The organism is Streptomyces coelicoflavus (genome assembly GCF_003112555.1).
GTDB classification, from domain to species: domain Bacteria; phylum Actinomycetota; class Actinomycetes; order Streptomycetales; family Streptomycetaceae; genus Streptomyces; species Streptomyces coelicoflavus.
In genome coordinates this window covers 37,626-56,618 of record NZ_BEWB01000007.1, presented here as the reverse complement: position 1 = coordinate 56,618, position 18,993 = coordinate 37,626, and the positions used below count along the sequence as shown (strand labels likewise).

Annotated in this window: 18 protein-coding genes; 9 read left to right on the top strand and 9 right to left on the bottom strand. The window is 72.0% G+C overall.

Annotated elements, in window-relative coordinates; genetic code table 11:
* Positions 1-78: 78 nt before the first annotated feature.
* The 5 genes from Sco07f_RS17820 to Sco07f_RS17800 are packed head-to-tail and all read right to left on the bottom strand — an operon-like array spanning position 79 to position 5,143.
* Positions 79-399 carry an L-rhamnose mutarotase gene (locus Sco07f_RS17820; protein WP_054101232.1) on the bottom strand — a complete coding sequence of 107 codons (321 nt, stop codon included), beginning with the start codon at positions 397-399 and terminating at the stop codon, positions 79-81.
* 60 nt (positions 400-459) lie between these two features.
* A complete protein-coding gene (gene rhaS / locus Sco07f_RS17815) occupies positions 460-1,542 on the bottom strand; it encodes a rhamnose ABC transporter substrate-binding protein (protein ID WP_007389348.1) in 1,083 nt (360 codons plus the stop codon).
* A gap of 40 nt (positions 1,543-1,582) precedes the next feature.
* A complete protein-coding gene (locus tag Sco07f_RS17810; RefSeq protein WP_054101233.1) occupies positions 1,583-2,596 on the bottom strand; it encodes an ABC transporter permease in 1,014 nt (337 codons plus the stop codon).
* The gene (locus tag Sco07f_RS17805) at positions 2,589-3,629 is read right to left on the bottom strand and encodes an ABC transporter permease (RefSeq protein ID WP_108988399.1); all 1,041 of its coding nucleotides are present in this window, start codon (positions 3,627-3,629) and stop codon (positions 2,589-2,591) included. The genes Sco07f_RS17810 and Sco07f_RS17805 overlap by 8 nt, the downstream gene beginning before the upstream one ends.
* Complete coding sequence (locus Sco07f_RS17800; RefSeq protein WP_108988398.1) at positions 3,626-5,143, bottom strand: sugar ABC transporter ATP-binding protein; 1,518 nt, start codon at positions 5,141-5,143, stop codon at positions 3,626-3,628. The genes Sco07f_RS17805 and Sco07f_RS17800 overlap by 4 nt, the downstream gene beginning before the upstream one ends.
* 277 nt (positions 5,144-5,420) lie before the next feature.
* Here Sco07f_RS17800 and rhaI point away from each other — a divergent pair, with 277 nt between their 5' ends.
* From rhaI to Sco07f_RS17760, 8 genes are all read left to right on the top strand, one after another.
* Positions 5,421-6,581: an L-rhamnose isomerase gene (gene rhaI / locus Sco07f_RS17795; RefSeq protein WP_108988397.1), complete on the top strand. Its 1,161-nt coding sequence runs from the start codon at positions 5,421-5,423 to the stop codon at positions 6,579-6,581.
* 142 nt (positions 6,582-6,723) lie between these two features.
* Positions 6,724-8,763: a bifunctional aldolase/short-chain dehydrogenase gene (locus Sco07f_RS17790; RefSeq protein WP_108988396.1), complete on the top strand. Its 2,040-nt coding sequence runs from the start codon at positions 6,724-6,726 to the stop codon at positions 8,761-8,763.
* Positions 8,760-10,214 carry a rhamnulokinase gene (locus Sco07f_RS17785; protein ID WP_108988395.1) on the top strand — a complete coding sequence of 485 codons (1,455 nt, stop codon included), beginning with the start codon at positions 8,760-8,762 and terminating at the stop codon, positions 10,212-10,214. The genes Sco07f_RS17790 and Sco07f_RS17785 overlap by 4 nt, the downstream gene beginning before the upstream one ends.
* Before the next feature lie 79 nt (positions 10,215-10,293).
* On the top strand, positions 10,294-11,049 hold the full coding sequence (locus Sco07f_RS17780; RefSeq protein WP_007389338.1) for a (Fe-S)-binding protein: 756 nt from the start codon (positions 10,294-10,296) through the stop codon (positions 11,047-11,049).
* Positions 11,046-12,524: a lactate utilization protein B gene (locus Sco07f_RS17775; protein WP_007389337.1), complete on the top strand. Its 1,479-nt coding sequence runs from the start codon at positions 11,046-11,048 to the stop codon at positions 12,522-12,524. Before Sco07f_RS17780 ends, Sco07f_RS17775 begins: the two co-directional genes overlap by 4 nt.
* Positions 12,521-13,168, top strand: coding sequence for a LutC/YkgG family protein (locus tag Sco07f_RS17770; RefSeq protein WP_087788489.1), 648 nt, complete (start codon positions 12,521-12,523; stop codon positions 13,166-13,168). The genes Sco07f_RS17775 and Sco07f_RS17770 overlap by 4 nt, the downstream gene beginning before the upstream one ends.
* Positions 13,169-13,288: 120 nt before the next feature.
* A complete protein-coding gene (locus Sco07f_RS17765) occupies positions 13,289-14,080 on the top strand; it encodes an ABC transporter ATP-binding protein (protein WP_007389335.1) in 792 nt (263 codons plus the stop codon).
* Positions 14,081-14,083: 3 nt separating this feature from the next.
* Positions 14,084-15,394, top strand: coding sequence for an FtsX-like permease family protein (locus Sco07f_RS17760; protein ID WP_108988394.1), 1,311 nt, complete (start codon positions 14,084-14,086; stop codon positions 15,392-15,394).
* A 73-nt stretch (positions 15,395-15,467) separates the two neighbouring features.
* Here the strand turns inward: Sco07f_RS17760 and Sco07f_RS17755 are convergent, their stop codons facing one another.
* The 3 genes from Sco07f_RS17755 to Sco07f_RS17745 all read right to left on the bottom strand — a co-directional run bounded on the left by Sco07f_RS17755 (position 15,468) and on the right by Sco07f_RS17745 (position 17,573).
* Positions 15,468-15,827 (bottom strand): cupin domain-containing protein, encoded by a 360-nt coding sequence (locus Sco07f_RS17755; protein WP_007389344.1) that lies wholly within the window; start codon positions 15,825-15,827, stop codon positions 15,468-15,470.
* A 79-nt stretch (positions 15,828-15,906) separates the two neighbouring features.
* Entirely contained in the window at positions 15,907-16,884 is a 978-nt protein-coding gene (locus Sco07f_RS17750; RefSeq protein ID WP_108988393.1) for a threonine/serine dehydratase family protein, read from the bottom strand.
* An 8-nt stretch (positions 16,885-16,892) separates the two neighbouring features.
* The gene (locus Sco07f_RS17745) at positions 16,893-17,573 is read right to left on the bottom strand and encodes a helix-turn-helix transcriptional regulator (RefSeq protein WP_087788493.1); all 681 of its coding nucleotides are present in this window, start codon (positions 17,571-17,573) and stop codon (positions 16,893-16,895) included.
* A gap of 198 nt (positions 17,574-17,771) precedes the next feature.
* On the opposite strand from Sco07f_RS17745, the gene Sco07f_RS17740 reads away from it, so the two are divergent.
* Positions 17,772-18,572 (top strand): class I SAM-dependent DNA methyltransferase, encoded by an 801-nt coding sequence (locus Sco07f_RS17740; protein ID WP_108988392.1) that lies wholly within the window; start codon positions 17,772-17,774, stop codon positions 18,570-18,572.
* A 42-nt stretch (positions 18,573-18,614) separates the two neighbouring features.
* Here Sco07f_RS17740 and Sco07f_RS17735 read toward each other — a convergent pair whose 3' ends face one another.
* A complete protein-coding gene (locus Sco07f_RS17735; RefSeq protein ID WP_167468151.1) occupies positions 18,615-18,920 on the bottom strand; it encodes a hypothetical protein in 306 nt (101 codons plus the stop codon).
* Positions 18,921-18,993: the final 73 nt, after the last annotated feature.

Genomic DNA, 18,993 nt, shown 5'->3' with positions numbered 1-18,993 from the left:
ACCTCCGAGGTCGGGTGGGGGTGGGGGGCGGCCGTGGGACCTTCACACAGTACCCGGGCCGCCCCGGCAGGGCCCCCGTCAGGCGAGGTGGAACACCTCGGTGAGGGGCTTCATCGCCTCGTCGGGACGGGCCCCGTCGAGGGACTCGAACAGCGGGCCCATCTCCGCCTGCCAGCGGGCGTTGACCTCGGTGGCCTCCATGCCGGACCGGGCGGCGGCGAAGTCCTCGGTCTCCAGGTAGCCGACGAGCAGGCCGTCGTCACGCAGGAAGAGCGAGTAGTTGTGCCAGCCGGTGGCGGAGAGTGCCTCGCACATCTCCGGCCACACCGCGGCGTGGCGTTCGCGGTACTCCGCGATGCGGTCCCTTCGGACCTTGAGCAGGAAACAGACGCGCTGCATGAAGTGCCGCTCCCGTACGAGGGGTGAGGGCTGTACGAAGGACGGGGTCAAGGACGGGGTCTAGAAGTCGAACTGGTCGACGTTGTCGGCGGTGAACACGGTCGGCTTGCCGAGGTTGATCACACCGTCCTTGCCGATGGTGTACTCGCCCATGGCGCCGGCCTCGAAGGTCTCGCCCTCCTTGCCGGTGATCTGCCCGGAGGCGAGGGCGACGGCGGTGCGCGCGGCCAGCTCGCCGAGCTTGGCCGGGTCCCACAGCTCGAACGCCTCGACGGTGCCGTTCTTGACGTACTTGCGCATGTCGTTGGGGGTGCCGAGGCCGGTCAGCTTGACCTTGCCCTTGTACTTGGAGCCGGACAGGTACTGGGCGGCGGCCTTGATGCCGACGGTGGTCGGGGAGATGATCCCCTTCAGGTTCGGGTGCTCCTGGAGCAGGCCCTGGGTCTGCTGGAAGGACTTCTGGGCGTCGTCGTCGCCGTAGGCGACCTTGACCAGCTTGATGTCCTTGTACTTCGGGTCCTTCAGCTCGTCCTTCATGATCTCGATCCAGGCGTTCTGGTTCGTCGCGGTCTGCGCGGCGGACAGGATCGCGATCTCGCCCTTGTTGCCGATCTGCTCGGCCATCTGCTGCACCTGGGTGCGGCCGATGTCGTCGGAGGATGCCTGCGAGATGAAGGCGTTGCGGCACTCGGGGTTGGTGTCCGAGTCGTAGGTGACGATCTTGATGTCGTTCTTCATCGCCTGCTTGAGCGCGGTGCACAGCGCGCCGGGGTCCTGCGCGGAGACGGCGATGGCGTCGACCTGCTGCTGGGTGAGCGTGTTGACGTAGGAGACCTGGCCGGCGGTGTCGGTGCCGCTGGAGGTGCCGACCTCCTTGTAGCTGGAGCCCAGCTCCTTGAGGGCCTTCTCGCCGCCCTTGTCGGCAACGGTGAAGTAGGGGTTGTTGACCTGCTTGGGCAGGAAGCCGACGGTCAGCCCCTTCTTCGTCTCGGCGTTCGGGTCGGCCTTGCCCGCCGCGGCGGCCTTGCCGCCCTCGTCCTTGACGTCCTCCTTCGTGGTGCCGCCGCAGGCGGTGGCCGCCAGGGCGAGGGAGGTGACGGCGGCGAGGGCCGCGCAGGTACGGCGGATGGACGACTTGCGCATGGTGGGTTCCTTACGAGGGTGGACGGAGCCGGGGACGGCGTTACGGAGTGGGGGCGGGCGCCTTGGACGGGGGCGTCGGTGCCGCCCCGCGTCCGGCCCTCGCGAGGGAGATCTGCCGTGCGACGCGGGGGCCGAGCACGGAGAGGACGAGCAGGACGCCGGTGACGACGATCTGCGACTGGGCGGAGACGTCCTGGAGGCTCATGACGTTCTGGAGCGCGCCGAGCAGGAACACGCCCGCGATCGCCCCGCCGAGCGTGCCCTTGCCGCCGTCGAAGTCGATGCCGCCCAGGAGTACGGCGGCGACGACGGACAGTTCGAGGCCGGTGGCGTTGTCGTAGCGGGCGCTGGCGTAGTGCAGGGCCCAGAAGACGCCGGTGAGGGAGGACATCAGGCCGGTCAGCGTGAACAGGACCAGTTTCTGCCGCTTGACGCGGATGCCGGCGAACCGCGCGGCCTCCTCGCTGGCCCCGATGGCGAACAGCGACCGGCCGAACGGCATGGCGTGCAGGGCGACGACGGCGACGGCCAGCAGCACGAGGAACGGCAGGAAGGCGTAGGGGACGAAGGTGCCGTCGATGCGTCCGGCCGCGAAGTCCAGGTACTGCGCGGGGAAGTCGGTGACCGCGTCGGAGCCGAGCACGATCTGCGCGATGCCCCGGTAGGCGGCCATGGTGCCGATGGTGACGGCGAGGGAGGGCAGTCCGAGGCGGGTGACCAGCAGGCCGTTGACCAGACCGCAGACCACGCCGAGCAGCAGGCATATCGGGATGATCGTCTCGATGGTCATGCCCTGGTTCCACAGGGCGCCCATCACCGCGCCGGACAGGCCCGCGGTGGAGGCGACCGACAGGTCGATCTCGCCGGAGACGACCAGCAGCGTCATCGGCAGGGCGATGAGCGCGATCGGCAGCGTGTTGCCGATCAGGAAGGACAGGTTGAGGGCGTTGCCGAACCCGTCGACGAAGCCGAAGGAGAGCAGCAGGACGACCACGAGCAGGGCACCGACGACCGTGTCCCAGCGGACGGCGCGCGTCAGGGAGGTGTCAGCCATGGCGGGCGTTCCTCTTCTTCAGGGCGTTGGCCACGCGCAGCGCGACGATCCGGTCGACGGCGATGGCGAGGATGAGCAGGATGCCGTTGATGGCCAGCACCCACACGGAGCTGACGCCGAGGGCGGGCAGCACGCTGTTGATCGAGGTCAGCAGCAGCGCGCCGAGGGCCGCGCCGTAGACGCTGCCGGAGCCGCCGGTGAAGACGACGCCGCCGACCACCACGGCGCTGACGACGGTCAGTTCGTAGCCGTTGCCGGTGCCGGAGTCGACGTTGCCGAACCGGGCGAGGTAGAGGGCTCCGGCGAGTCCGGCGAGGGCGCCGCAGAAGGTGTAGGCGGCGAGGATCCGCTTGCGGACGGGGATGCCGGCCAGCCGGGCGGCCTCGGGGTTGGAGCCGAGGACGTACAGCTCGCGTCCGCTGCCGAAGTGCTTGAGGTAGTACGCCGTGGCGACGAGCACCGCGAGGGCGATCAGGGCCAGCCAGGGCACGGCGGAGATGCCGCCGGAACCGAAGTCGACGAAGCCGCCGGGCAGGTCGGCCGCGGTGATCTGCCGGGAGCCCACCCAGATGGAGTCGATGCCGCGGATGATGTAGAGGGTGCCGAGGGTGACGACCAGGGCCGGCACCTGGCCGAGGCTGACCAGCAGGCCGTTGAGGAGGCCGAAGCCGATGCCCGTCAGCACTGCGAGCAGTACGGCGACGACGGGGTTGCCGCCGTCCTGGAGGCAGACGCCGGCGGCGAAGGCGCTGATGCCGAGGGTGGAGCCGACGGACAGGTCGACGTTGCGGGTGATGACGACCAGGGACTGCCCGGTGGCGACCAGGACCAGGATGGTCGCGTTCAGCAGGAGGTCCTTGATGCCCTGCTCGGACAGGAACTCGCTGTTGCCGGCCTGGGTGACGGCGATCATCACCAGGAAGACGAGCAGGATGGCCAGTTCGCGCATCTTGAAGATGCGGTCCACCAGCCGGGTGGCGCCCGCCCTGGGCACGTCGGCCGCGGGGGCCTTCTCGGGTGCGGTGACCGTCATGCGGCGGCCCTCCCCGTGGCTGCGGCCATCACGGTCTCCTCGGTGGCGTCGGTGCGGGCGATCTCGGCGGTCAGCCGGCCCTCGTGCATGACCAGGACCCGGTCGGCCATGCCCAGGACCTCGGGCAGGTCGGAGGAGATCATCAGGACGGCCACGCCGTCGGCGGCGAGCTGCGAAAGGAGCCGGTGCACCTCGGCCTTGGTGCCGACGTCGATGCCGCGGGTGGGCTCGTCGACGATCAGCACCTTGGGGCCGGTGGCCAGCCACTTGGCGAGGACGACCTTCTGCTGGTTGCCGCCCGAGAGGGTGGCGACGGTGTCGGCGATGCGGGCGTACTTGACCTGGAGCTTGACCGCCCAGTCGAGGGAGCGGCTGCGTTCGGCGCCGCGGTCCACGAGGCCGGCCCGCACGGTCGTGCGCAGGCCGGTGAGGCCGATGTTGCGCTCGATGGACATGTCCATCACCAGGCCCTGGGCACGGCGGTCCTCCGGGACGAGGGCGAGCCCGGCGGCCATGGCGGTGGAGGGGGCACCGTTGACGAGCGGCTTGCCGTCGACCTCGACCTCCCCGGCGTCCCAGCGGTCGACGCCGAAGACGGCGCGGGCGACCTCGGTGCGTCCGGCGCCGACGAGTCCGGCGAGGGCGACGATCTCGCCGCGCCGCACCTCGAAGGAGACGTCGGTGAAGACGCCCTCGCGGGTCAGCCTGCGCACGCAGAGGGCCTTCTCGCCGGGGGTGACCTCCTGCTTGGGGTACAGCTCGTCGAGGTCGCGGCCGACCATGCGGCGCACCAGGTCGTCCTCGGTCATGCCCGCCAGGGGCTCGCCGGCGATCCAGGCGCCGTCGCGCAGGGTGGTGACCCGCTCGCAGATGCTGAAGATCTCCTCGAGGCGGTGGGAGATGAACAGCACCGCGGCGCCCTGTTCGCGCAGGGTGCGCACCACGCCGAAGAGCCGGGCCACCTCGCTGCCGGTGAGGGCGGCGGTCGGCTCGTCCATGATCAGGACGCGGGCGTCGAAGGAGAGCGCCTTGGCGATCTCCACGATCTGCTGGTCCGCGATGGACAGGCCGCGCGCGGGCCGGTCCGGGTCGAGTTCGACTCCGAGACGGAGCATGAGTGCGGCGGTGGCCTCGCGGGTCGCCCTGTGGTCGATGCGGCCGAGGGCGCGGCGCGGCTGGCGGCCCATGAAGATGTTCTCGGCGATCGACAGATCGGGAAAGAGGGTGGGCTCCTGGTAGATCACGGCGATGCCGGCGTCGCGGGCGTCGCGGGGACCGTGGAACACGACCGGCGCTCCGTCGAGCAGCACCTGGCCGGCGTCCGGCCGGTGCACTCCGGCCAGCGTCTTGATGAGGGTCGACTTCCCGGCGCCGTTCTCGCCGGCGAGGGCGTGCACCTCACCGGGGAACAGGTCCAGGGAGACGTCCCGCAGCGCACGGACCGCGCCGAAGGACTTGGAGACGTCCCTGAGCGCCAGAACCGGGGCCGAACCCGTGTCGGACGGGTGGGTCATTGGGGGCTCCTCGACGACGCCGGGCGGGACGGCCCTCGCGGCGTCGTGAAAGGTTTCAACTTGGTTGCCGGGGACGTTAGGCAGCGAGGCCATGTCACGTCAATGGTTCCGGGTCGAAAAAATTTCGATCCCCGAAGGTCACGACCGAGTCACGGACAGCCGGGGCGGCCGGAAGGGTTGACACCCCTTCGAGCGGCTCATAACTTCGCGTTCTGAATCGTTTCACACATGGTCGTACCCGCAGCAGGCCACGACCCGATGCCACAGGAGCGCCGAAGTGACCGAGCTCGCCGCGGTGAAAGCCGCGCTCAAGACCCAGGCCGTCGAGACGCCGTCGTGGGCGTACGGCAACTCGGGCACCCGCTTCAAGGTGTTCGCCCAGGCCGGTGTCCCCCGCGACCCGTTCGAGAAGCTGGACGACGCGGCGAAGGTGCACGAGTTCACCGGCGTGGCCCCGACCGTGGCCCTGCACATCCCCTGGGACAAGGTCGAGGACTATGCCGCGCTGGCGGCGCACGCCGAGAAGCGGGGCGTGCGGATCGGCGCGATCAACTCCAACACCTTCCAGGACGACGACTACAAGCTGGGCAGCATCTGCCACCCCGACGCGGCGGTGCGCAGGAAGGCCGTCGACCACCTGCTGGAGTGCGTCGACATCATGGACGCCACCGGGTCGCGCGACCTGAAGCTGTGGTTCGCCGACGGCACGAACTACCCCGGCCAGGACGACATCCGCTCCCGCCAGGACCGGCTGGCCGAGGGGCTGGCCGAGGTGTACGAGCGACTCGGCGAGGGGCAGCGGATGCTCCTCGAGTACAAGCTCTTCGAGCCGGCGTTCTACACGACGGACGTGCCGGACTGGGGCACGGCCTACGCGCACTGTCTGAAGCTGGGCGAGAAGGCACAGGTCGTCGTCGACACGGGGCACCACGCACCGGGCACCAACATCGAGTTCATCGTGGCGACGCTGCTGCGGGAAGGGAAGCTCGGCGGGTTCGACTTCAACTCGCGGTTCTACGCCGACGACGACCTGATGGTGGGCGCGGCCGACCCGTTCCAGCTGTTCCGGATCATGTACGAGGTGGTGCGCGGGGGCGGGTTCACGTCCGACGTCGCGTTCATGCTCGACCAGTGCCACAACATCGAGGCGAAGATTCCGGCCATCATCCGGTCGGTGATGAACGTGCAGGAGGCCACGGCGAAGGCGCTGCTGGTCGACGGTCCGGCGCTGGCTGCCGCGCAGCGTTCGGGGGACGTGCTGGAGGCCAACGCGGTGTTGATGGACGCGTACAACACGGACGTGCGTCCGCTTCTTCGGGAGGTGCGGGAGGAGTCGGGGCTGGACCCCGAGCCCATGAAGGCGTATCGCTCCTGCGGGTGGGCGGAGAAGGTTGTCGCCGAGCGGGTCGGTGGGCAGCAGGCCGGGTGGGGGGCGTAGGCGTCTGCCGGGTTTCTGTCGTTCGCGGGCTGCGGGCCGTATGTGGCTGGTCGCGCCCGCGCGGCAGAGCCGCAAATAGATACAGCCCCGCGCCCCTTGCCGGGGCTCTGCTCTCCGCCCTCGTTGAAAAGGACTGCCAGACATGGGTACCCACCCCTCAGCCGCCGCCCTCCTCGCCCGTTCCCATCGGCTCGGTGCCGATCCGCGCAACACCAACTACGCCGGCGGCAACGCCTCCGCCAAGGGCACCGGGACCGATCCCGTCACCGGGGGTGAGGTGGAGCTGATGTGGGTCAAGGGGTCCGGCGGGGACCTCGGGACGCTCACCGAGGGCGGGCTCGCCGTGCTGCGGCTGGACCGGATGCGGGCGCTCAAGGACGTTTACCCGGGCGTCGAGCGCGAGGACGAGATGGTCGCCGCCTTCGACTACTGCCTGCACGGCAAGGGCGGCGCCGCGCCCTCGATCGACACGGCGATGCACGGGCTCGTCGGGGCCGAGCACGTAGACCACCTCCACCCCGACTCCGGGATCGCCCTGGCCTGCGCGGCGGACGGCGAGAAGCTGACCGCCGAGTGCTTCGGCGACACCGTGGTGTGGGTGCCGTGGCGGCGGCCCGGTTTCCAGCTCGGGCTGGACATCGCGGCGGTCAAGGAGGACAACCCGCGGGCCATCGGCTGTGTGCTCGGCGGGCACGGCATCACCGCGTGGGGCGACACCTCCGAGGAGTGCGAGCGCAACTCCCTGCACATCATCCGCACCGCCGAGGCCTTCCTGGCCGAGCGCGGGAAGGCGGAGCCCTTCGGTGCGGTGATCGAGGGGTACGAGGCGCTGCCCGAGGCCGAGCGGCGGGAACGGGCGGCCGCGCTGGCGCCGTACGTGCGCGGGCTGGCCTCCCGGGACCGGCCGCAGGTCGGGCACTTCACCGACGCGGACGTGGTGCTCGACTTCCTCGCGCGCGCCGAGCACCCGCGACTCGCCGCGCTCGGCACCTCCTGCCCGGACCACTTCCTGCGGACGAAGGTGCGGCCGCTGGTCCTGGATGTGGCGCCGTCCGCACCGCTGGAAGAGGCGGTCGCCCGGCTCAAGGAACTGCACGCGGCCTACCGCGAGGAGTACGCCGCCTACTACGAGCGGCACGCGGAGCCGGACTCCCCCGCCCTGCGCGGCGCCGACCCGGCGATCGTGCTGGTGCCGGGGGTCGGCATGTTCAGCTTCGGCAAGGACAAGCAGACCGCCCGGGTGGCCGGCGAGTTCTACGTCAACGCGATCAACGTGATGCGCGGGGCCGAGGCGGTGTCGACGTACGCGCCGATCGAGGAGTCGGAGAAGTTCCGCATCGAGTACTGGGCGCTGGAGGAGGCCAAGCTCCGGCGGATGCCGAAGCCCAAGCCGCTGGCCACCCGTGTCGCGCTCGTGACCGGCGCGGGCAGCGGGATCGGGAAGGCGATCGCGCGGCGACTGGTCGACGAGGGCGCCTGTGTGGTCGTGGCCGACCTGAACGCCGAGAACGCGGCGGCGGTCGCCGAGGAGCTGGGCGGGGACGACAAGGCCGTCGCCGTGAGTGTCGACGTCACCTCCGAGGAGCAGATCGCCGAGGCGTTCAGCGCCGCCGTGCTCGCCTTCGGCGGGGTGGACCTGGTGGTCAACAACGCGGGGATCTCCATCTCCAAGCCGCTGCTGGAGACCACCGCGAAGGACTGGGACCTCCAGCACGACATCATGGCCCGCGGCTCCTTCCTCGTCTCGCGCGAGGCGGCCCGGGTGATGACCGCGCAGGAGCTGGGTGGCGACATCGTCTACATCGCGTCGAAGAACGCCGTGTTCGCCGGCCCGAACAACATCGCCTACTCCGCCACCAAGGCCGACCAGGCCCACCAGGTGCGCCTGCTCGCCGCCGAGCTGGGCGAGCACGGCATCCGGGTCAACGGCGTCAACCCCGACGGCGTGGTGCGGGGTTCCGGGATCTTCGCGGGCGGCTGGGGCGCCCAGCGCGCGGCCGTGTACGGCGTGCCGGAGGAGAAGCTGGGCGAGTTCTACGCGCAGCGGACGCTGCTCAAGCGCGAGGTACTGCCCGAGCACGTCGCCAACGCGGTGTTCGCGCTGACCGGCGGCGACCTGACGCACACCACCGGCCTGCACGTACCGGTCGACGCCGGCGTCGCCGCGGCGTTCCTGCGATGAGCACCGCCATCGGCGCCAAGGCGTACGCCGCGGTCGACCTCGGCGCGTCCAGCGGGCGCGTCATGGTCGGCCGCGTGGGCGCCGACCGGCTGGAACTGACGGAGGCGCACCGCTTCCCCAACCGGCCGGTCCGTACGCCCGAGGGGCTGCGCTGGGACGTCCTCGCGCTGTACGCCGGTGTGCTGGACGGGCTGCGGGCGGCGGGTCCGGTGGACTCGGTCGGTGTGGACGGCTGGGCCGTCGACCACGGACTGCTGGACGCGGACTGGGCGCTGCTCGGCAACCCCGTGCACTACCGCGACGCCCGCACGGAGGGGGTCGCGGAGCAGGTGTGGGCCTCGCTGCCCGCCGGGGAGCTGTACGCGGCGACGGGGTTGCAGTACGCGCCCTTCAACACCCTGTACCAGCTGGTCGCGGCCCGGGGCACGGCCCAGTTCGCGGCGGCCCGGCGGCTGTTGCTCGTCCCCGACCTGCTGACCTACTGGCTGACCGGTGAGCAGGGCACGGAGCTGACCAACGCCTCCACCACCCAGCTGATCGACCCCCGCACCCGGGACTGGTCGCGGGAGGTGGCGGACCGGCTGGGGATCGACCTCGGCCTGTTCGCGCCGCTGCGCCGGCCCGGTGACGCGGCGGGGCTGCTGCGGCCGCAGGTGCTGGAGGAGACGGGGCTGGCGGGGCCCGTGCCGGTGACGGCGGTCGCTTCGCACGACACCGCCTCGGCGGTGGCCGCCGTACCGGCCTCGGACGAGCGGTTCGCGTACATCTGCACCGGCACCTGGTCGCTGGCCGGTCTCGAACTGACCGCTCCCGTGCTGACGGAGGAGAGCCGGGCCGCCAACTTCACCAACGAGCTGGGGCTGGACGGCACGGTCCGCTACCTGCGCAACATCATGGGTCTGTGGCTGCTCCAGGAGTGCGTACGGGCCTGGGGCGACCCGGATCTGGGTGAGCTGCTGCTCGCGGCGGCGCGTGTTCCGGAGCTGCGGTCGGTGGTGGACGCGGGTGACGCGGCGTTCCTGGCGCCGGGGCGGATGCCGGAGCGGATCGCCGAGGCGTGCCGCGCCTCGGGGCAGCCGGTGCCCGAAACTCCCGCCGAGGTGACCCGGTGCATCCTCGACTCGCTGGCGCTGGCCCACCGCGCGGCCGTCGAGGAGGCGCAGCGGCTCGCCGGGCATCCGGTCGACGTCGTGCACGTGGTCGGCGGCGGCACCCGCAACGCGCTGCTGTGCCAGCTGACCGCCGACGCCTGCGGGCTGCCGGTGGTGGCGGGGCCGGCGGAGGCCGCCGCGCTCGGCAACGTCCTCGTGCAGGCCCGCGCCCACGGGCTGGTCGGCGACCTCGCCGGGATGCGCCGACTGCTGGCGCGCACCCAGTCGTTGACCCGCTACGAACCGCGCGGCGACACGGCGCGCTGGCGGGCGGCCGAAGCCCGACTCGCCGACCGGTGAACCGGGTCTCCCCCACCCTCCACCCCGACGACTACCCTGCTCTGGGCATGCGCCCGACGATCGGACACGAGGAGCCGCGATGCGTGTCGCCCTGTTCCTGACCTGCGTCAACGACACGCTCTATCCGGACACCGGCAGGGCCGTGGTGAAGCTGCTGACCCGGCTGGGCGTCGACGTCGACTTCCCCATGGCCCAGACCTGTTGCGGTCAGGCCCACTACAACACCGGTTACCGGCACGAGGCCGAGCCGCTGGCCCGCCGCTTCGCCGACGTGTTCGCGGGCTACGACGCGATCGTGACGCCCTCGGGTTCGTGCGGCGCGATGGTGCGGGAGCTGTATCCGAGGATGGGCGAGCGGGCGCGCGCGGAGGGGCGCGGGGACACGCTCGCGGCCACGCTGGCGCCGGTGGTGCCGAAGACGTACGAGCTGACGGAGTTCCTCGTGGACGTGCTGGGGGTGACCGACGTGGGGGCGTACTACCCGCACACGGTGACGTACCACCCGACCTGTCACGGCCTGCGCAGCCTGGGCCTGGGCGACCGGCCCCGGCGGCTGCTGGAGGCGGTGAAGGGGCTGGAACTGGTGGCGCTGCCGGGCGCCGAGGAGTGCTGCGGCTTCGGCGGCACCTTCGCCGTGAAGAACCCCGACGTGTCGGCGGCGATGGGCGCGGACAAGGTCCGCAACGCCGAGTCGACCGGCGCGGACGTGCTGTGCGCCGCCGACAACTCCTGCCTGATGCACATCGGCGGGACCATGGCGCGGCTGCGCACGGGCATGCGTCCGGTGCACATCGCGGAGATCCTGGCAAGCACCCGGGAGGAGGAGGCCGTATGAGCGGGACGTTCGTGGGAATGCCGGCCTTTCCCGTCGCGGCACGGGAGGCCGTGGGCGACAGGACGCTGCGCTCCAATCTGCGCCATGCCACCCGCACCATCCGGGACAAGCGGGCCCGCGCCGTCGCCGAACTGGACGACTGGGCGGCGCTGCGCGAGGCCGGAAAGCAGATCAAGGACCACACACTGCGCCACCTCGACCGGTACCTGGTGCAGGTGGAGGAGACGGTCACGGCCGCGGGCGGGACCGTGCACTGGGCCGCCGACGCGGACGAGGCCAACGAGATCGTCGCCCGGCTGGTCGAGGAGACCGGCGAGTCGGAGGTCGTCAAGGTCAAGTCGATGGCGACGCAGGAGATCGCCCTCAACGAGGCGCTGGAGGCCCGGGGCATCCACGCCTACGAGACCGATCTCGCCGAGCTGATCGTGCAGTTGGGCAAGGACCGGCCCTCGCACATCCTGGTCCCGGCCATCCACCGCAACCGGGGTGAGATCCGGGACATCTTCCGCTCCGAGATGAGCGAGTGGGGCCGTCCGGCACCCGAGGGACTGACCGACACGCCCGCCGAACTCGCGGAGGCGGCCCGCCTGCACCTGCGGGAGAAGTTCCTGCGGGCGAAGGTCGGTGTCTCCGGCGCCAACTTCGTGGTCGCCGAGACCGGCACGCTGGTGGTGGTGGAGTCCGAGGGCAACGGGCGGATGTGCCTGACCCTGCCCGAGACGCTGATCTCGGTCGTCGGCATCGAGAAGATCGTGCCGCGGTGGCAGGACCTGGAGGTGTTCCTGCAGACCCTCCCCCGTTCCTCGACGGCCGAGCGCATGAACCCGTACACGTCGATGTGGACCGGGACCACCGACGAGGACGGTCCGCGCGCCTTCCACCTGGTCCTGCTGGACAACGGCCGCACCGACACCCTCGCCGACGAGGTCGGCCGCCAGGCGCTGCGCTGCATCCGCTGCTCGGCCTGCCTGAACGTCTGCCCGGTGTACGAGCGGGCCGGCGGCCATGCCTACGGTTCGGTGTACCCGGGTCCGATCGGCGCCATCCTCAGCCCGCAACTGCGGGGCACCGGCAGCGAGATCGACGCGTCGCTGCCGTACGCGTCCTCGCTGTGCGGGGCCTGCTACGAGGTGTGCCCGGTCGCCATCGACATCCCCGAGGTGCTGGTGCACCTGCGGGAGCGGGTGGTGCAGGGCGGGCCCGCGGTCCGCGACGGCAACCGGGTCGTCCTGAAGCCCGCCAGGGGGCACGCGGCCGAGCGGGCGGCGATGCGGGCGGCGCAGTGGGCGTTCACCCACCCGGGCGCGCTGCGGACCGGACAGCGGCTGGCCTCGCGCACCCGGCGTCTGCATCCGCGCACCCTGCCGGGCCCCGGCCGGGCGTGGAGCGGCAGCCGGGACCTGCCGGCGGTGCCCGCGGAGCCGTTCCGGGACTGGTGGCAGCGCACGCACGGCGGAAAGGGCGGAGCGAAGTGAGCAGCAGGGAACGCGTCCTGGGCCGGGTGCGGCGGGCGCTGGCGGACGTGCCGGGCGACGCGCGGCCCTACGAGGAGGCCGTCGCCCGGGACTATCTGCGCGAGCACGGGCGGCGTTCCGTCCCGGAGACGGTGGATCTCCTCGCCGAGAACCTGGCGGACTACCGGGCGATCGTGCACCGGTGCGCGGACGGGCAGTTGCCCGAACTGCTGACGCGGCTTCTGGCGGCACACGGCTCGCAGAGCGTGGCGGTGCCCCCGGGGCTGCCGCCGAACTGGCTGAAGGCGGTCGACGCGACCCGCGTCCAGGACCGTGCGGCGAGCACCCCGCCGGAACTCGACCGGGTCGACAGCGTGGTCACCGGCTGCGCCGTGGCCGTCGCCGAGACCGGCACCATCGTCCTGGACGGCTCCCCCGACCAGGGCCGCCGCCGCATCACCCTGGTGCCGGACCACCACATCTGTGTCGTACGGGTGCCGGACCAGGTGGTCGCCTCGGTCCCGCAGGCGCTCGAGCGCCTGGACCCGGCCCGGCCGTTGACGTGGATCTCCGGTCCGTCCGCGACCAGTGACATCGAGCTGGACCGGGTCGAGGGGGTGCACGGTCCGCGCACCCTGGAGGTGGTGCTGCTGAGCGGCTCGTAGCGCGGCCGGGGTGTCGCTGAGTACACCCCCGGATACGGGCCCTGCGCCCAGTGTGGTCCGGCCCCGGTCTCCGTAGCGTCTTCCACGAGGCACCGCACCGGGCGGGCCGCACGGAAGGTGATGACCATGTTTCGCTCCGGCGCACGAGGCACCCACGACCCGGGCCCCGCCCCCGAGGCCCTCCGGCTCGTCAAGGTGACCCGGACGTACGGCTCGGCGGAGAACGCCGTGACCGCTCTGGACGGTGTGACGCTGAGCCTGGGACGCGGCACGTTCACCGCGATCATGGGGCCGTCGGGGTCGGGCAAGTCCACGCTGCTCCAGTGCGCGGCGGGACTCGACCGGCCGGACAGCGGCATCGTGTGCGTGGACGGCAAGGAGCTGACGGGGGGCGGCGAGGCGGAGCTGACGAAGTTCCGGCGCGGCCGGGTCGGTTTCGTGTTCCAGCAGTACAACCTGCTGGAGACGCTGACCGTCGCGCAGAACACGGTGCTGCCGCTCAAGCTGGCCGGGCGGCGCGTCGACCGGAGGCGGGCGCGGGAGATCCTGACGTCGGTCGGCCTCGGGGACCGCCTCGGCCACCGCCCCGACCAGCTCTCCGGCGGTCAGCGGCAGCGGGTGGCGATCGCGCGGGCCCTGGTCACCGAGCCGCGGGTGATCTTCGCGGACGAGCCGACGGGCGCCCTGGACACGCGCAGCGCCCGGCAGGTGCTGCTGCTGCTCCAGGAGGCGGTGCGGGTGCACGGGCGGACCGTGGTGATGGTGACGCACGACCCGCTCGCCGCCTCGTACGCGGACTCCGTGGTCTTCCTCGCCGACGGCCGGCCGGCGGGGCGGATGGACGCGCCGACCCCGGACGCGGTGGCGGAGCGCCTCGCGCACCTGGGCGACGACGTGCCGGCGGGGGTGTGAGCGATGTTCGTACTGGCTCTGCGGTCGATCCGGCGGCGTCCCGGACGGTTCCTCGCGACGCTGCTGTCCGCCTTCCTGGGGGCGGCGATCATCATGACGTTCAACTCGATGCACGACACCGCCGGGCAGGACGGCGTCGACCCGGTCAGCTCGGAGACGCTGGGCACGGCGGCGGGAGTCGTCGGCGGCTACGGGACCCTGCTGGTGTTCTTCGCGGTGGCCTCGACGCTGACGGTCAACGTGCGTCAGCGCACCGCCGAACTGGAGCTGCTGCGCTGCTCGGGGGCGACCCCGGCGCAGATCAAGCGGATGGTCGTGGGTGAGGCGGTGGCCGTGGCCCTGGTGGGCGCGGCGCTGGCGATCGGCCCGGCGATGCTCGGCGGACGGGCGCTGCTCGACCTGTTCCAGGACAGCGGCCAGGTGGCGCGGTCCGTGGACTACTCCTTCGGGCCCGTCGCCCTGCTGAGCGGCGTGGACATCACCCTGCTGGCCGCCGCGGGCGCCGCGTTCCTGTCGGTACGGCGGGTGACGCGGGGCCGCCGGGAGCGGGCCGGGGCCAAGCGGTTCCTGGCGTATGCGGCACTGGTCACCGGGGCCCTCGGAGCCTGCTCCACCTTCCTGTTCTCCGCGACGGACGAGGCGCTGATGGCGGCGCCGGCCTACGGGGCGATCCTCCTCTCGGTCGGTTTCGCGCTGCTGTCGCCGCGGCTGCTGAAGGGCGTCCTCGCCGGGCTGCCGCTGAGCGGCGCGAGCGGATGGCTGGCGGTGCGGAACCTGCGCCGGCGGGCGGATCAGCTGGCCGGGATCCTGGTGTCGTTGATCATGTTCACCGCCGTGTCGACGGCGACGGTGACGATGCAGGCCGTGGAGAGCGACGCGGTGAAGGCCTCGGGCCTGGTGAAGTCGGTCGACGCGAAAAACCTGGAGACGCTGAACCTCACGGTGGTCGGCATCATCGCGGTGTTCGTGTGCGTGATGCTGGTCAACTCGCTGTACGCGGCGACCACGTACCGCTCGCGTGAATTCGGTCAACAGCGGCTGGCGGGGGCGACGCCGGGACAGGTGCTGGGTGTGGTGGCCGCCGAGGGTGTCGTCCTCACGGTGACCGGGGTGTTCTTCGGCACGGTGGCGGCGCTGGCCGGTGTGGTGCCGTTCACGGTGGTCCGCACCGACGCGGTGCTGCCGGACCAGTTCCTCGGGGTGTGGCTGGCGATGGTGGCGGTGTCGGCGGCGGCGACGCTGGGGACGAGCCTGGGCACGGCGCGGCGGGTGCTGCGTACACCGGCGGTGGGGGCGGTGGCGGCGGCCGCGTGACCGGCGGGAGGGGAGAGGGGGCGACCGCCACTGCGGTCGCCCCCTCTCCCCTCCCTGCCTTCCGGACCTCCAGTCAGTCGGCCTTGGCGTACTCCTTCGCCATGCTGCCGGCGAAGTCGTACACGACGCACTGTCCGTCGCCCACGACCCAGGCGTCGTGGCCGGGCGAGCAGACGAAGACGTCGCCGGGGCCCACCTCGCTCTCGGTGCCGTCGTCCATGCGGACGTGCATGCGTCCCTCGACCACGTAGCAGTTGTGGTGGATCATGCAGCTGTCGGTGCCGGCGATCGGTGCCACGGACTCCGACCAGCGCCAGCCCGGTTCGAAGGTGGCGACGGCGAAGTCGAGCCCTTCCATGTGCACGGCCTCGATGTGCCCGCGCGGGAAGTCGCGCCGCTCGTCCGGCTTGTCGAGCGTCTTTGCCTCCAGCATGACGCTCCTCCTTTCCCTGGCCCCACCACTCCATCGTCCGCCTGTCAACTCGGCGGCGCCATCCGGGGGACGCCCGTCGTCAGCGGGGTCCGCCGCAGAGTTCGGCGAAGCGGGCGGCATCCACGTTGCCGCCGGAGAGGATCACGCCGACGCGGTGGGGCAGGTTGTCGATCCGGCCGCTCAGGAGGGCGGCCAGCGGGGTGGCGCCGCTGGGTTCGAGGACGGTCTTCAGCCGTTCGAACGCGAACCGCATCGCGTGCCGGATCTCGTCGTCGGAGACCAGCATCACCCCGTCGAGGAGCCTCCGGTTGACGGAGAACGTCAGCTCGCCGGGGGTGGGCACCGCCTGGCCGTCGGCGATGGTGCGGGGCACGGGCACGGTGACGCGCCGGCCGGCCGCCAGGGAGCGCCGGGTGTCGTCGCCGGCCTCCGGTTCGACGCCGATCACCCGGGTGCCGGGGTGCAGGGCCTTGACCGCGGTGGCGCTCCCGGCGATCAGTCCGCCGCCGCCGACCGGTGCGACCAGCGCGTCCAGCTCCCCGGTCTCCTCGACCAGTTCGAGGGCGGCGGTGCCCTGGCCCGCGATGACGTGCGGGTGCTCGTACGGCGGGATCAGGGTCAGGCCCCGGTCGGCGGCCAGGGCCTCGGCGATGGTCGCGCGGTCGCCGGTGTAGCGGTCGTAGGTGACGATCTCGGCGCCGTAGCCGGCGGTGGCGTCCCGTTTGGAGGGCGGCGCGTCCTCGGGCATGACGATCACGGCGGTGGTGCCCAGCTCGCGTGCGGCGAGGGCGACGGCCTGGGCGTGGTTGCCCGAGGAGTAGGCGGCGATGCCCCGGGCCAGCTGCTCCGGCGTGAGACGGGAGGCCGCGTTGTAGGCGCCTCGGAACTTGAAGGCGCCGACCCGCTGGAGGTTCTCGCACTTGAGGAGGACCTCGGCGCCGACGAGGGCGTCCAGGGTGCGCGAGCGAAGCACGGGGGTGCGGTGTGCGACGCCCTCGATGCGGGCGGCGGCCGAGCGGACGTCGTCGAGGGTGACGGGCGGGGTGGTGGTCGGCACGGGGGTCCTCAGGGGGTGTCGGCGGCCGGGCCGGGGACGGCGCGGGCCTGGGAGAGGTAGTGGTAGGCGGAGGCGCGGGAGATGCCGAGCCGGGCGGCGACGTGCTCGACCGAGCGGCGTACGGCGAACACACCGCGCCCGTCGAGGTCGCGGAACAGCTCCAGGCGCCGCTCGCGGTCCAGCGCCGCCCAGCTGGTGTCCCGGCGCAGCGGGTGGTCGTCCACGATGGCGTCGACCACGGCGTCGATGTCGTCGCCGAAGGTGGTCGCCGGGACTTCGGCGGGGGTCCGGGCGGTGCCGGCGAGGGCTCCGAGCAGGGCGTGGGCCCGGTCGACGGCCGTGACGTCCAGGTTGACGCACAGGGCACCGAAGACGGCACCCGTGGAGTCGCGCAGCACCATGGTGGAGGACTTGAGCAGCTTGCCCTCGGCCGTGCGCGTGACGTAGTTCAGCTCGTCGCGTGCCTCGTCGCCGCGGGCCAGCACGCGCATGCCGATCTCGCTCATCGCGCCGCCCACCGTCCGTCCGGTCACGGATCCGGCGACGGCCACGACCGAGTGCTCGGGGTGCCGGTAGTCGTGGAGCACCGCCTCGCAGACCGGTCCGAACGTCGCGGCGATCCCGTCGACGACGGGGCGCAGTGCGGCGAGGACGGCGTCGCGTTCGGCGTCCAGTGCGGGTTCGTTCATCTCACTCAGACTACACGTCCAGCCTCTGGACCAGAAGTCCAAGTTCGACACTGCTCGGCATCGACGGGGGCAGGTTCTGCCGGAGTGCGCCTCCCCCTCCGGCCGGGAGTTGCGGGAGGGCACGACCCGGCAGGGGTATGTCTCCCGCTACTACGAGGCCCACCAGTGTCCGAGTCACTCGTACGGAGGTCGTCCCCCATGCCCAAGGACGCCAAGTCCCCCAAGAAGCTGCGCGACAACCGCGCCGCGCTCACCCACAAGGCCGGGTACGCGCTGCGCCACCCCGGGCGCGTCGGCCCCTACGTCCGCCGGGCCGGACGCGACGCGTGGCTGCGGATCAAGCACCGCGATCACGTCGGCTACTACCGGGCGGTGATGGCCTCCGACACCCGGCGCAACCCCGAGGCCGCGGTCGGCAGCCGGACCCACGACCGCTGGCTGGCGCTCGGACAGATGCAGTTCGACTACCTGGTCGAGCACGGGCTGCGCCCCGGGCACCGCATGCTCGACATCGGCTGCGGCAACCTGCGCGGCGGCTGGCGGTTCATCGAGCACCTCGACACCGGTCACTACTACGGCGTCGACATCTCGCCGGACATCCTGATCGCCGCCAAGCAGACCCTGACCGAGCGCGGGCTCCAGGCGAAGCTGCCCCACCTGACCATCACCGGGGACCTGCGGCTGGAGTTCCTGCCCGACGGCCACTTCGACGTCGTCCACGCGCACAGCGTCTTCTCGCACTCGCCGCTGGGCGTCATCGACGAGTGCCTCGCGCACGTCGGCCGCGTCCTGACCGACACGGGGTTCTTCGACTTCACCTTCGACCGGACGGAGGGCACCGAGCACCAGGTGCTCCGCGAGGACTTCTACTACCGCACGGACACCCTGCTCACGCTCGCCGCCCAGCACGGTCTGCACGCGCGGTTCATGGAGGACTGGGAGAAGCGGCCGCACGGCCAGTCCAAGATCCGGGTGAGCCGCTCGCCGCTGCCCGCGTAGGCCGCCCGACCGCGATCAGGGGCCGGACCGCGCGTCCGGCCCCTACGGGCGCGGGTCGACGCGTCGCCAGGTGGGCCGGGAGTCCGCTCCCCGGCGGCCGGCCGCGGCGGCGCAGCGGGGACAGACCCGGCGGACGGCGTCGGCGGCGCCGCCGGACTCCGGCAGCACGTCGGTCCAGGTGACTCCGGCGAACCGGGAGAGCCGCGAGCGGTGGAGCGACAGCCCGCACACCGTCTCGTTCCTGCCCTGTTCCCACGCGTGCACCTCGCCGGCCGGCAGCCAACGGCCGTCGTCCTCGTCCCACCGGCGGCCGGAGGCCGCCACGTCGTAGCGCCGTGTCCTGGCCATGGCCTCCGGGTGCCCCGCGGGTGCCGCGCCCACACGCGCGTACCTCCTCCTGTGTGATCACTCCGCAAGCCCT